The 12,905-nt window shown below is 73.3% G+C and carries 14 protein-coding genes; all 14 read right to left on the bottom strand.

From position 1 onward, the window contains the following. Nucleotides 1–259: 259 nt before the first annotated feature. The 14 genes from dapB to RM425_RS14780 all read right to left on the bottom strand — a co-directional run bounded on the left by dapB (nt 260) and on the right by RM425_RS14780 (nt 12,904). Entirely contained in the window at nt 260–1,057 is a 798-nt protein-coding gene (dapB, locus tag RM425_RS14715; RefSeq protein ID WP_311345972.1) for a 4-hydroxy-tetrahydrodipicolinate reductase, read from the bottom strand. A 49-nt stretch (nt 1,058–1,106) separates the two neighbouring features. Next, nucleotides 1,107–1,478, bottom strand: coding sequence for a VanZ family protein (locus RM425_RS14720; protein WP_311345973.1), 372 nt, complete (start codon nt 1,476–1,478; stop codon nt 1,107–1,109). After that, complete coding sequence (locus tag RM425_RS14725) at nt 1,478–2,842, bottom strand: M16 family metallopeptidase (protein WP_311345974.1); 1,365 nt, start codon at nt 2,840–2,842, stop codon at nt 1,478–1,480. The genes RM425_RS14720 and RM425_RS14725 overlap by 1 nt, the downstream gene beginning before the upstream one ends. Beyond that, nucleotides 2,839–5,097: a polyribonucleotide nucleotidyltransferase gene (locus tag RM425_RS14730; protein WP_311345975.1), complete on the bottom strand. Its 2,259-nt coding sequence runs from the start codon at nt 5,095–5,097 to the stop codon at nt 2,839–2,841. The genes RM425_RS14725 and RM425_RS14730 overlap by 4 nt, the downstream gene beginning before the upstream one ends. A 305-nt stretch (nt 5,098–5,402) precedes the next feature. Continuing rightward, nucleotides 5,403–5,672, bottom strand: a complete 270-nt coding sequence (rpsO, locus tag RM425_RS14735; protein ID WP_091764905.1) for a 30S ribosomal protein S15 — start codon at nt 5,670–5,672, stop codon at nt 5,403–5,405. Between the two features lie 91 nt (nt 5,673–5,763). Continuing rightward, nucleotides 5,764–6,723, bottom strand: coding sequence for a bifunctional riboflavin kinase/FAD synthetase (locus tag RM425_RS14740; RefSeq protein ID WP_311345976.1), 960 nt, complete (start codon nt 6,721–6,723; stop codon nt 5,764–5,766). A 27-nt stretch (nt 6,724–6,750) separates the two neighbouring features. Beyond that, nucleotides 6,751–7,890 carry a branched-chain amino acid aminotransferase gene (locus RM425_RS14745; protein ID WP_311345977.1) on the bottom strand — a complete coding sequence of 380 codons (1,140 nt, stop codon included), beginning with the start codon at nt 7,888–7,890 and terminating at the stop codon, nt 6,751–6,753. Between the two features lie 108 nt (nt 7,891–7,998). Next, nucleotides 7,999–8,337: an antibiotic biosynthesis monooxygenase family protein gene (locus RM425_RS14750; RefSeq protein ID WP_311345978.1), complete on the bottom strand. Its 339-nt coding sequence runs from the start codon at nt 8,335–8,337 to the stop codon at nt 7,999–8,001. Between the two features lie 95 nt (nt 8,338–8,432). Beyond that, entirely contained in the window at nt 8,433–9,350 is a 918-nt protein-coding gene (truB, locus tag RM425_RS14755; protein WP_311345979.1) for a tRNA pseudouridine(55) synthase TruB, read from the bottom strand. Continuing rightward, entirely contained in the window at nt 9,347–10,627 is a 1,281-nt protein-coding gene (locus tag RM425_RS14760; RefSeq protein ID WP_311345980.1) for an MATE family efflux transporter, read from the bottom strand. Before RM425_RS14760 ends, truB begins: the two co-directional genes overlap by 4 nt. 113 nt (nt 10,628–10,740) lie before the next feature. Continuing rightward, nucleotides 10,741–11,760, bottom strand: a complete 1,020-nt coding sequence (locus RM425_RS14765) for a DHH family phosphoesterase (protein ID WP_311345981.1) — start codon at nt 11,758–11,760, stop codon at nt 10,741–10,743. Between the two features lie 3 nt (nt 11,761–11,763). After that, on the bottom strand, nt 11,764–12,006 hold the full coding sequence (locus RM425_RS14770) for a hypothetical protein (RefSeq protein WP_311345982.1): 243 nt from the start codon (nt 12,004–12,006) through the stop codon (nt 11,764–11,766). Next, nucleotides 12,003–12,536, bottom strand: a complete 534-nt coding sequence (gene rbfA, locus RM425_RS14775) for a 30S ribosome-binding factor RbfA (RefSeq protein ID WP_311345983.1) — start codon at nt 12,534–12,536, stop codon at nt 12,003–12,005. The genes RM425_RS14770 and rbfA overlap by 4 nt, the downstream gene beginning before the upstream one ends. A 68-nt stretch (nt 12,537–12,604) precedes the next feature. Then, a complete protein-coding gene (locus RM425_RS14780; RefSeq protein ID WP_311345984.1) occupies nt 12,605–12,904 on the bottom strand; it encodes a DUF503 domain-containing protein in 300 nt (99 codons plus the stop codon). Nucleotide 12,905: the final 1 nt, after the last annotated feature.

Here is a 12,905-nt window from a genome sequence, read left to right on the forward strand (position 1 = left end):
GCAGACACTCGACCCTCACGGGCTCCGCACCTGGCTGGATGTCCAACACTACGCCGGTTTCCGTTGCCCCCGCCAGCGGCGGGTCCCGGTCCGGCGGCCCCTCAGGGCCGCGCGGCGCATGGAGAACCATACACGCCCTCGACGGGTGTCTCGCAACCCCCCGTCGAGCGGTCCCCGTCACAGTGAGGAGCCGCTGTCCGGCCGCCCTTCAGGGGCCCGCGGCGAGCGTGCGAGGCGTGGGGGGAAGGGTGGTCCTTCCTCAGAGGCCCAGCAGTCCCTCGATGCCTACGGTCAGGCCGGGCCGCCGGCCGATCTCGCGCACCGCGAGCAGCACCCCCGGCATGAACGACGCCCGGTCGTAGGAGTCGTGGCGGAGCGTCAGGGTCTCCCCCTCCGCGCCCATGAGCACCTCCTGGTGCGCGACCAGGCCGGTCAGGCGCACCGCGTGCACCGGCACGCCGTCGACGTCGGCACCGCGCGCGCCGGGAAGGGCGTCAGTGGTGGCGTCCGGCGCCGGGGGCATCCCCGCGTCGCGGCGGGCCGCCGCGATCAATCGCGCCGTCCGCACCGCCGTCCCCGAGGGGGCGTCGACCTTGTTCGGGTGGTGCAGCTCGACCACCTCCACGGAGGGGAAGAACCGGGCCGCGTCCTGGGCGAACTTCATCAGCAGCAGCGCGCCGATGCCGAAGTTGGGCGCGATGATCACGCCGACCTCGGGCTTGGGGGCCAGCCACTCGGCGATCGTCGCCAGCCGGTCCTCGTCGAAGCCCGTCGTCCCCACCACGCAGTGGATGTTGTTGTCGATGCAGAACCGGATGTTGTCCATGACGGCGTCCGGACGGGTGAAGTCGACGACCACCTGGGTGCCGGCGTCGGCCAGGCCGAACAGCCAGTCGCCCTCGTCGACCATCGCCACCAGCTCGAGGTCCTGGGCGTCGTTGACCGCCTTGACCACCTCGGTGCCCATCCGGCCGCGTGCCCCCAGGACCCCCACGTTGAGCACCGGGGCGTCGCCCGGCGGAGTCGGATCGGGCTGCTGGTCCGGTGCGGTGGTCACGCGGTCAGGTTTCCCGCAGGACCGCCGAACCGCAAGACAGCCCCGCCGTTCAGCGCGGCGTCGGGGTCCGTCGTGCGGCCAGGCCCCACAGCGCCAGCCCCAGCAGCACGCCGATCGCGTCGGCGATCCAGTCGGCCACCGACATGCTGCGGTTCAGCGCCGGCAGGCCCTGCACCACCTCGCTGACCGCCGCGTAGACGAGCAACAGAGGGACCAGCACCCGTGACCCGACGCCGGCCCAGCGGCCGCTGGACGCCAACGCGGCGAACAGTGCCAGGTGCACGACCTTGTCCACCCCCGCGGGCGCGGACGGCACGTCGGACGCCGGAGCGAAGAGCACGGCCAAGGAGGCCAGGAGCGCCATGGCGAACGCAGCCCGGGCGAGCTTCCCGCGAACCGCCAGCGCGGGGTGGGGCGCCATCAGAGCCGGTCGAGGTCCGACTCGCGGTAGGGCCCCACGACGGCCAGGCAGGTCGGCCGACCGAACAGCTCGGTGGCCACCTCGCGCACCTGCTGCTCGTCGACGGCGTCCAGCCGGGCCAGGACCTCCCGGACCGGCAGGTACTCCCCGTAGGACAGCTCGCTCTTGCCGAGCCGGCTCATCCGGGACCCGGTGTCCTCGAGGCCGAGCACCATGCCGCCCTTGAGCTGACCGCGGGCCCGGGCCACCTCCTCGGAGGTGAGGCCCTGGGCGGCAGCGCCGTCGAGGCACTCGCGGACGAGCCGCAGCACCTCCGGCACCCGCTTCTTGGAACACCCCGCGTAGACGGAGAACGCCCCGGCCCCGGCGTAGTGCGTGAGGGCCGAGCCGACGCTGTACACGAGGCCGCGCTTCTCGCGGATCTCCTGGAACAGCCGGGAGCTCATCCCGCCGCCGACGGCCGCGTCGAGGACGGCGGCGGCGTAGCGACGTCCGTCCAGCCGCCCGAGCCCGGGCGTCCCCATCAGCAGGTGCGTCTGCTCGGTGCGTCGGGAGATCAGGCCGGTCGACCGCGCGGGACGGTCGGCTCCGGGCTCGCCGGTCCGGAGGGGAGCCGGTTCCCCGGCGTCCGGGAGACGGTTGCCGAATGCGGCCGCGACCAGGTCGAGGACCTGCTGGTGGTCGACCCGGCCGGCCGCCGTGACGACCATCGAGGGCATGGCGTACCGCTGCCGGTACCAGTCGTCGACGTCGGCGCGGGTCAGCCCCTCGATCGACTCCACGGTGCCCAGGACAGAGCGCCCCAGGGGCGTGTCGCCGAACAGCGTCTCGGAGAACAGGTCGTGGACCGCGTCCGACGGCTCGTCGTCGCGCATGGCGATCTCCTCGAGCACGACCGTGCGCTCGGACTCGAGATCGGCCGCCGTGTTCGTGGCGTCGGTGACCAGGTCGGCCAGCAGCGTCACCGCCAGCGGCAGGTCGCTGGCGAGCACGTTCGCGTAGAAGCACGTGTGCTCCTTGGCGGTGAACGCGTTCATCTCGCCGCCGACGGCATCCATGGCCGTCGCGATCTCCAGGGCGCTGCGCGACGTCGTCCCCTTGAACAACAGGTGCTCGAGGAAGTGCGACGAGCCGGCCACGGCCGGCGTCTCGTCCCGCGAGCCGACGTCGACCCAGATGCCCAGCGTCGCCGAGAGGACGCCGGGCATCGTCTCGGTGAGGACCCGCAGGCCCCCCGGCAGCGTCGTGCGCTCCACCCGGCCGCCGACCTCGTCCAGGTCGAGCAGCTGGGTCACCCCGACCGGAACCGGGGCGGGTGCACCAGCACCCGCCCCGGACCCGATCACGTCAGTGGACGTGGTCACTCACCCGCGGGTGCAGCGGCCTCGCCGGCCTCGGCCGGAGCGGCCTGACCGGCGTCGCCCTCGGCGACCGGCACCAGGCTGATCTTGCCGCGGGCGTCGATGTCGGTGATCTCCACCTGCATCTTGTCGCCGACGTTGGCCACGTCCTCGACCTTGTTGATCCGCTTGCCACCACCGAGCTTGCTGATGTGCACCAGGCCGTCGCGGCCGGGCAGCAGGGAGACGAAGGCGCCGAACGGCGTGGTCTTGACGACCGTGCCGAGGAAGCGCTCGCCGACCTTGGGCAGCGTCGGGTTCGCGATGGCGTTGATCCGGTCCACCGCGGCCTGGGCCGAGGGGCCGTCGGAGGCGCCGACGTAGATCGTGCCGTCGTCCTCGATGGTGATGTCGGCGCCGGTCTCGTCCTGGATCGCGTTGATCATCTGGCCCTTGGGGCCGATCACCGCGCCGATCTTGTCGACCGGGATGCGCACCGTGGTCACGCGGGGCGCGTACGGGCTCATCTCGTCCGGGGCGTCGATGGCCTCGTTCATCACGTCGAGGATGTGCAGCCGGGCCGCGCGGGCCTGGGTGAGCGCACCGGCGAGGACGTCGGAGGGGATGCCGTCGAGCTTCGTGTCCAGCTGGAGGGCCGTGACGAAGTCGCGGGTGCCGGCGACCTTGAAGTCCATGTCACCGAAGGCGTCCTCGGCGCCGAGGATGTCGGTCAGCGCGACGTACTCGGTCTTGCCGTCGACCTCGTCGGAGACCAGGCCCATGGCGATGCCGGCGACCGGCGCCTTCAGCGGCACACCGGCGTTGAGCAGGGCCAGCGTCGAGGCGCAGACCGAACCCATGGACGTCGAGCCGTTGGAGCCCAGCGCCTCCGACACCTGGCGGATCGCGTAGGGGAACTCCTCGCGGTCGGGCAGCACCGGGAGGAGCGCCCGCTCGGCGAGCGCGCCGTGGCCGATCTCGCGACGCTTGGGCGAGCCCACGCGACCGGTCTCGCCGGTGGAGTACGGCGGGAAGTTGTAGTTGTGCATGTAGCGCTTGCGGGTGATCGGGTTCAGCGTGTCCAGCTGCTGCTCCATGCGGAGCATGTTGAGCGTGGTGACGCCCAGGATCTGGGTCTCGCCGCGCTCGAACAGTGCCGAGCCGTGCACGCGCGGGATGACCTCGACCTCGGCCGACAGCGGCCGGATGTCGGTGAGGCCACGGCCGTCGATGCGGACCTTGTCGCGCAGGATCCGCTGGCGGACGACCTTCTTGGTCAGCGCGCGGAACGCGGCTGAGATCTCCTTCTCGCGGCCCTCGAACTGGCCGGCCAAAGCGGCCTTGACCTCGTCCTTGAGGGCGTCGGTGGCGTCCTCACGCTCGGCCTTGCCGGCGATCTGCTGGGCCTGGGCCAGCTTGTCGCTGACGTGCGCCTCGACGGCGGCGTAGACGTCGTCCTGGTAGTCCAGGAAGCGGGGGAAGTCGGCGACCGGCTTGGCGGCCTTCTCGGCCATCGCGGACTGCGCGTCGCACAGCGCCTTGATGAAGGGCTTGGCCGCCTCGAGGCCCTGGGCCACGACCTCCTCGGTCGGGGCGGTGGCGCCACCGGCGACGAGCTCGATCGTCTTCTCGGTGGCCTCGGCCTCGACCATCATGATCGCGACGTCGCCGTCCGGGAGGACGCGGCCGGCCACGACCATGTCGAAGACGGCGTCCTCGAGCTCGGCGTGGGTCGGGAAGCCGACCCACTGGCCGTTGATGAGGGCCACGCGGGTGGCGCCGATCGGGCCGGAGAACGGCAGACCGGACAGCTGGGTGGACGCCGACGCGCCGTTGATCGCCAGCACGTCGTAGAGGTGCCCCGGGTCCAGCGCCATGACGGTGATGACGACCTGGACCTCGTTGCGCAGCCCCGAGGCGAAGGTCGGGCGCAGCGGGCGGTCGATCAGGCGGCAGGTGAGGATCGCGTCCTCGGACGGGCGGCCCTCGCGGCGGAAGAACGAGCCGGGGATCTTCCCGATCGAGTACATCCGCTCCTCGACGTCCACCGTCAGCGGGAAGAAGTCCAGGTTCTCGCGGGGCGACCGGCCGGCCGTGGTGGCCGACAGCAGCATGGTGTCGCCCATGGTGACGACGACGGAGCCGGCGGCCTGCTTGGCGAGGCGGCCGGTCTCGAAGGTGACCGACCGGCTGCCGAAGCTGCCGTTGTCGATGACGGCGGTGGCGGTGGTGACGCCGTCCTCGGCGTCGAACTCTGCGGTGATGGTGGGTGCGGACACGTGTCCTTCTCTCTTCTTTCGTCGCATCGGCCTCGTGCCGACCTGCGACTCCTCTGACGGCCAGTCCTGGACTGGTTGCCGTCCTGCGTCCGGGGCGACCGGTGCTCGATCGAAGCCCTCGGGACCTGGTTCCCCGTACGGGGGGTGGCCATTCCTCGCGGTGGAGGAGCGTGCCCGGGGGCCACTACCGAGGACCGGTCCTCGAGGGACGCGTCCGGCGGCTGGCCGGTTCTCCCCGCGCGGCGGGTGCCGCACGAGGAAGGGGACCGTCCCGGAGTGTTCCGGGAGCGGCCCCCTCGTGGTGCCTAGCGGCGCAGACCGAGCCGCTCGATGAGCGACCGGTAGCGGTTGATGTCGGTCTTGGCCAGGTAGTTCAGCAGCCGGCGACGGCGACCGACCAGCAGGAGCAGACCCCGACGGCTGTGGTGGTCGTGCTTGTGCATCCTGAGGTGCTCGGTCAGGTCGCTGATCCGACGGCTGAGCATCGCGACCTGCACCTCGGGCGAACCGGTGTCGTTCTCGACCGTCGCGTAGTCGGTCATGATCTGCTTCTTGAGCGCGCTGTCGAGCGCCATGTTCGCCTCCGGGGCGGGTCACGTGTGGCCCCCGGTCTGACTCACGAGGGCAGGCTTCACACACGCCGGGTCACCCCGGCGGACTCCCAGGCTACATGCCGAGGATCTGGCGGGTGTCCGAGACGTCCTTGGCCATGGCTGCCAACAGCGCCTCGACGTCGGGGAACGCCTCCATCGGCCGCAGCCGCGAGGTGAACTCCACCCCCACGTGCTCGCCGTAGAGGTCGCCGTCGTAGTCCAGGACGAACGCCTCCACGGTGCGCCGGCTGCCCTGGAACGTGGGGTTGGTCCCCACCGAGATCGCCGCCGGGAGGCGTTCGCGGCTCGCCCCGCTGCGCGGGTCCCGGGTCACCAGGTGCCCGGCGTAGACACCGTCGGCCGGGATCGCCGTGTACGGCTGGCTCTCCACGTTCGCCGTCGGGTAGCCGAGGTCCCGCCCGCGCCGGTCCCCGCGGACGACGACGCCGTCGACCCGGTGCGGCCGCCCCAGCGCCCGGGCGGCCGACACCATGTCGCCGGCTGCGACGCATGCCCGGATGTAGGTCGAGGAGATGGTCACGTCCCCGGAGTCGGAGGTGTCCTCCGCCAGAGGGACGCCCTCGACGGCGAAGCCGAAACGGCGGCCCTCCGCCGTGAGGGAGGCCACCGTGCCGGCGGCTTTGTGCCCGTAGGTGAAGTTCTCCCCCACCACCACCTGCGCCGCGTGCAGGTGCTCGACCAGCACCGTGTGGGTGAAGGTCTCCGGCGGGAGCCGCATGAACTCGGCCGTGAACGGCAGGACGCACATGGCGTCGACGCCGAGGGAGGCCACGAGCTCGGCCTTGCGGTCCAGGGAGGTGAGGATCGCCGGGTGCGAGCCCGGCCGGACGACCTCCGCCGGGTGCGGATCGAAGGTCAGCAGCAGGCAGGGCCGGCGCATGGCGTGCGCGCGGACGACCGCGGCCCCGATCAGCTTCTGGTGGCCGCGGTGGACGCCGTCGTACATGCCGATGGTGACCACGGTGCGACCGAGGCCACCCGGGGTGGCCTCCAGGCCTCGCCAGCGCTGCACGTCTCCGCGTCCTCCGGTCCGGTGTGCTCAGCCGACGCGGTGCAGCCAGCCGCGGGTGTCGGCCACCCGCCCGTGCTGGATGTCGAGCAGCGCCTCGCGCAGCCGCATGGTCAGCGGGCCGGACGAGCCGTCCCCGACGGTGAAGTCGCCGGTCCGGGCCTTGACCTGGCCGACGGGGGTGATGACGGCGGCCGTCCCGCAGGCGAAGGACTCGGTGATGGAGCCGTCGAGCGCTCCGCTGCGCCACTCGTCCAGGGTGACCTTCCGCTCGGCCACCCGGTGCCCGAGCTCGCGCGCGACGGTCATCAGCGAGTCGCGGGTGATGCCGGGCAGCAGCGTGCCGGAGAGCTCGGGGGTGACCAGTTCGGCGTCCTCGCCGGAGCCGAGGACGAAGAAGAGGTTCATCCCGCCCAGCTCCTCGATGTACCGCCGCTCCACGGCGTCGAGGTAGACGACCTGGTCGCACCCCAGTTCGCTGGCCTGCTGCTGCGGCCGCAGGCTGGCGGCGTAGTTGCCGGCGCACTTGACGTCGCCGGTGCCACCGGGCGCCGCGCGGACGTAGTCCTCGGAGACGAAGACCGAGACGGGGTGCACACCCCGAGGGAAGTAGGCGCCGGCCGGGCTGGCGATGACGAGGAAGAGGTACTCGTTCGCGGGCCGGACACCCAGGAAGGACTCGCTGGCGAGCATGTAGGGCCGCAGGTAGAGCGTCTGGTCGGGGCCGGTGGGCACCCAGTCGCGGTCGGCGTCGACCAGCGCGTCGACGGCGGCGAGGAAGGACTCCTCGGGCACCTGGGGCATGGCCAGCCGGTCGGCGCTACGGGCGAAGCGTGCGGCGTTGGCCTCCGGGCGGAACGTCGCGACGCTGCCGTCGGGCTGGGCGTAGGCCTTGAGCCCCTCGAAGATCGACTGCGCGTAGTGCAGGGCGGCCGTGCCCGGCTCCATCGGCAGCGGGCCGTACTGCGTGAGCCGGGCGTCGTACCAGCCGCGCCCGGCCTCGTAGCGGGCCACGAACATGGAGTCGGTGAAATTGCGACCGAAGCCGGGGTCGGCCAGCACGGCCGCGCGCTCGGCGACGTCGCGGCGACGGACGTCCTCCACGACGACCGGCACGTCCTCGGTGAACATCCGCGCGGAGGTACGGCTGTCGCTGAGCGTGTCGGTCATGGCTCCCACCTGCATGTGCGTGCGAAGGGGCACCCGGCGACGACCGGACCCCGCCTCACACTATCCCCGGCTCCGGCGGCGGCCGGGAGCCGACCGCCGCGGGCCCGCTCAGGCCTGGTTCTCCTGGTTGGCGCTGGGGCCGGCGTACTCGAGCACCTCGTAGGTCCAGACGTGGGCCGAGTGCGGGGCCGCGGACGCCAGCGTGTCGCCGCCGCCGTCGTGCGCCCGGTCGAAGTCCTGGCTGGACTGCCAGGCCTCGTAGGCCTCGTGGCTGCTCCACCGGGTGTAGACCAGGTACTGGTCGGTGCCCTCGAGCGGCCTCAGGAGCTCGAACCACTCGAAGCCCGGGGTGGACTCGACGGCTCCGGCTCGCCCGCGGAAGCGCTCCTCGAAGCGGTCCTGCTTGTCCTTGGGGACGGTGATCGCGTTGATCTTCACGACGCTCATCCGCCAGCCCTTCCCGCATTGCGGCCGGCTCAATCCCGGCCCCCTGCAGGGCCCCGCCGCGAGCGTGCGAGCGGTGGGGGGCAGGGGGTCCTTTCTCAGCGCGGCGGGAAGCCCACCACCACGCGCGCCGTCGTCCCCGCGTCCTCGAGCAGCGCCACGAGCCGGCCGCCGGGGTCGACCGCCGCGTGCAGCCCCGGCTCCCCGGTCGCCGGGATGCGCTGGCCGTAGCCCACCGCGGTGGCCTCCTCGGCGGTCAGCGCGCGCTCGGGGAAGACCAGCCGCGCGGCATCGGTCAGGGCGAGCACACCAGCTCCCCCGCCGGAGCCCAGCGCGGCGCCCGCGTCCTCGACCGGGGCGGCCTGCGCCACGGTGAAGGGCCCCGAGGCGGTCCGCCGCAGCGCGGTGAGGTGGCCGCCCACGCCGAGCGCGGCGCCCGCGTCGCGCGCGATCGCGCGGATGTAGGTGCCGGCGGTGCACTCGACGGTGACGTGGACGTCGACCAGGTCCGGCTCCGGGCGGGCGATGCGGTGGACGTCGAGCCGGTGGACCACCACCGAGCGCGGCTCCAGCACCACCTCCTCGCCGGCCCGCACGCGGTCGTAGGACCGCCGCCCGGCCACCTTGACGGCGCTGACCGACGAGGGGACCTGCTGGAGCGCGCCGGTCCGGGCGGCAAGGGCGGTCCGGATGGCGTCGTCGTCCACCCCGGCGGTCGACGCGCCACCGAGCAGCTCGCCCTCGCGGTCGTCGGTGACCGTCGACTGCCCGAGTCGGATGGTGGCCTCGTACGTTTTGTCGTGACCGCCGACGTGCCCGAGCAGCCGGGTCGCCGACCCGACGCCCAGGACCAGCAGGCCGGTGGCCATGGGGTCCAGCGTGCCGGCGTGGCCGACCTTGCGGACCGACAGCACCCGCCGCGCACGGGCGACGACGTCGTGCGAGGTCATCCCACCGGGCTTGTCGACCAGCAGCAGACCGGGCGGGACATCGGCGTCGGGGCGTCGGGGACTCACGCGGTAACCGTCGCAGGTGCGGTCAGCCACCGGTCACCGGCCACCCGCACGAGGACACCGACCAGTCGGATCCCGATGAACAGGCACAATCCCGTCCACACCCCGGCCAGCCCCCAGTCCAGCGGCCCGGACAGCAGCGACAGGGGCAGGAAGCCGACGACCGCCGAGCCGATCGTGAGCGTGCGCAGGTAGCCGACGTCACCGGCGCCCATGAGCACCCCGTCCAGGGCGAAGACCACGCCGGCCAGCGGCTGCATCGCGGCCAGGAACCACCAGACCAGCAGCGCCTGGTCGACGACGGCGGGGTCGTCGGTGAACAGCGGCGGGACGACGCCGCGCAGGGCGAGCAGGACGACCGCCACGCCGGTCCCGGTGCCCAGCCCCCACAGCGCCACCCGGCGGGCGGTGACCCGCGCCTCGGCCGGCCGGCCGGCGCCGAGCGCGTGGCCGACGAGGGTCTGGGCGGCGATGGCGTAGGCGTCGAGGACCAGCGCGAGGAAGAAGAACAGCTGCAGGGCGATCTGGTGCGCGCCGAGCTGCGCCGTGCCGGCGCGCGCGGCGACGCCCGCCGCCACGAGGAAGGACAGCTGCAGCACCGCGGCGCGCAGCAGCAGGTCGCGGCCGATGACGAGCTGGGAGAACACGGCCGCCGGCCGGGGATGCCACGGCACGCCCTCCGCGGACAGGGCCCGCAGGAACAGCCCCGCGGTGATCGCCTGCCCGATCACGTTGGCGACCGCGGAGCCCACCAGCCCCCAGCCGGCCGTGTAGACGAGCAGCGGGCAGAGCACGAGGCTGGCCACGCTGCCGGCGAGGACGAACCGGACCGGCCGGCGCAGCTCCTGGACGCCGCGCAGCCAGCCGTTGCCCGCCAGCGAGACGAGCAGCAGGGGCAGACCGAGGGAGGCGACCCGCAGCCACTCCTCCCCCGCCTCGGCCACCGGCCCGGCGCCCCCCGCCAGCAGCCGGGTGAAGGGCCCGGCGGTGATCTGGAAGAACACCAGCACGACGACACCGAGGGCAGCGGCCAGCCAGGTGGCCTGGACCCCCTCGGCCACGGCCCCCGGACGGTCACCGGCGCCGGCGCGCCGGGCGGCCCGGGCCGTGGTGCCGTACGCGAGGAAGTTCAGCAGCGCGGCCGACCAGGCCAGCAGCCCGCCGCCCACGGCCAGCCCGCCCAGCGCCACGGTGCCGAGGTTGCCGACGACGGCCGTGTCGACCAGCAGGTAGAGCGGCTCGGCGGCAAGGACGACGAGCGCCGGCGCAGCCAAGGACACGATCGACGGTCCGCGGAGCGGGGGCCGGAGGCTCCCCGACGCGGAGCCGTGGGTGGGCTCAGCGCCCGCCGGGGACGGCTCCTGGCCGCGGTGCGGTCCGGAGGACCGCGGTGTCATCGGGCGCCCAGTTGCCTTCGCAGCGCGCGGATGACCTCGTCACGTGATCCGGCGCCCGTGTAGCCGGCGGCCAGGGTGTGTCCCCCACCGCCGAGCGCCATGGCGACGCGGGCGAGGTCGGTGCCGCCGCGCGAGCGCAGGGAGACCGACCACGAACCGTCGTCCTGACCCTTGAGGACGCAGGCGACGTCGGCCTCCTCGGCGGAGCGGACGACGTCGACCAGCGCCTCGAGCTGCTCACCGGGCAGGCCGTGCTCGGCCGCCTCGGCGGTGCTCGACCAGGTCCACACCAGCCCGGCGCCGACCTCGGGCTCGAGCACCGCCCGGCCGGTCACGACCGACAGCAGGCTCAGCCACCCGAACGGAGCGGTGTCGAACAGCCGGCGGCTGATCGCCGCGTGGTCGATGCCCGTGGCCAGCAGCCGGGCGGCCAGCTCGTGGGTCTGCGGCCGGGTGTTGCCGAAGCGGAAGGACCCGGTGTCGGCGGCCAGTCCCGCGTAGAGGCAGGTGGCCAGCTGACGGTCGAGGGCGACGCCCAGGTCGTCGAGCAGGTCGGCGACCAGGGCCACCGTGGCGGGTGCGCCCGGATCGATCAGGCGGAGCCCGCCGAAGCCGGGGTTGCTGGCGTGGTGGTCGACCACGATCGAGGTCGCGGCGGTGTCGAGGAGCACGGCGACCTCACCCAGTCGTCCGGGCGAGGCGGCGTCCAGGCTGACGAAGACGTCGGGCGTCGACGGCAGCGACGTCGAGGGCACCAGGCCCTCGGCGCCGGGCAGCCAGCCCAGCGAGGCCGGCAGCGTGAGCTCCCCCGGGAACGTCGGCAGGACGCGCGCTCCCCGGCGACGCAGCCCCTCCGCGAGGGCCAGCGTGCTGCCCAGCGCATCGGCGTCGGGGTTCACGTGCCCGGACAGGACGACGGTGGCGCGGGCCTGCGCCGCCTCGGCCAGGACACCGGCCGCGGAGCGGGAGACCGCGGCGAGCCCCGCCGGGACGTCGGGGGTGGGGAGACGAGCCATGACTCAGGCGTCCGGGCCCGGATCGGCGACCGGGGGTGCGTTCTCCTCCTCGGTGACCGCGCCTCCGCCCACGGGGTAGGACGTGCCGTCGTCGGGCTCGTCGGAGGTGATGCTCGGCGCATCGCCGATCTGGCCGCGCTTGCCGCCGTCGGTGGGATCACCGTCGGCGGGCACCTCGCGCCCACCCAGCATCGACCTCCCGTGGCCTTCGTCGGGCTCGTACGGGTTCGGGTCGTCCTGACTCACAGCGCACTCCTGGTTCGGGCGGGGAGGTCGTCGGCACCGTCATCGGCAGTGCCCGATGCGAGCGGGACGTCCTGCGCGACGTCCTCGTGCCCCTCGTCGTCCTCGGCGTCCTCCGCGGGCTTGCGGTAGGGGTCCGGCTCCCCGGCGTACTGGGCGCCCTCGCGGGCGCGCGCCAGCTCGGCGTCGGCGTGCCGGGCGCGCTCGAGTGCCTCCTCGAGCTCGCGCGCGGTGTCCGGGACGATGTCGGCGATGAAGGCCAGGGTCGGCACGAACTTGATGCCGGTCTGCTTGCCGACGGTGGAGCGCAGCACGCCGGTGGCACTGGCCAGGGCGGCCGCGGAGTCGGCGATCTGCGTCTCGTCGCCGTAGACGGTGTAGAAGATCGTCGCTTCACGGAGGTCGCTGGTGACGCGGGCGTCGGTGACCGTCACCATGCCGAGCCGCGGATCCTTGATCTGCGTCTCGATCGCGGCGGAGACGATCTGGCGGATGCGCACCGCCAGCTTGCGTGCGCGGGCCGGATCGGCCATCGGATCTCCTCGGGGAGGGCGTCCCGGGGGGCCGGGACGCCGGGACGGACAGGTGTGGGGGAGGCGGCTCAGTCGGTGTCGCTGACGAGCTGACGATGCGTCGACAGCAGCGTCACCTCCGGCCGCTCGGCCAGCAACCGCTCGCACGCGTCGAGGACGTCGGCGACCTGCCCGGCGTCCGCGGAGACGGTCGCCAGACCGACCTGCGCCCGGCGGTGCAACTCCTGGTCACCGACCTCCGCCGCCGCGACGGCGAAGCGGCGCCGCAGCTCGGCCACGATCGGCCGCACCACGGCGCGCTTGCCCTTGAGCGAGTGGACGTCGCCCAGCAGGAGGTCGGCGGTGAGCGTGCCGGTGAACACGCTCACC

The organism is Blastococcus goldschmidtiae, assembly GCF_031845325.1.
GTDB classification, from domain to species: Bacteria; Actinomycetota; Actinomycetes; order Mycobacteriales; family Geodermatophilaceae; genus Blastococcus; species Blastococcus goldschmidtiae.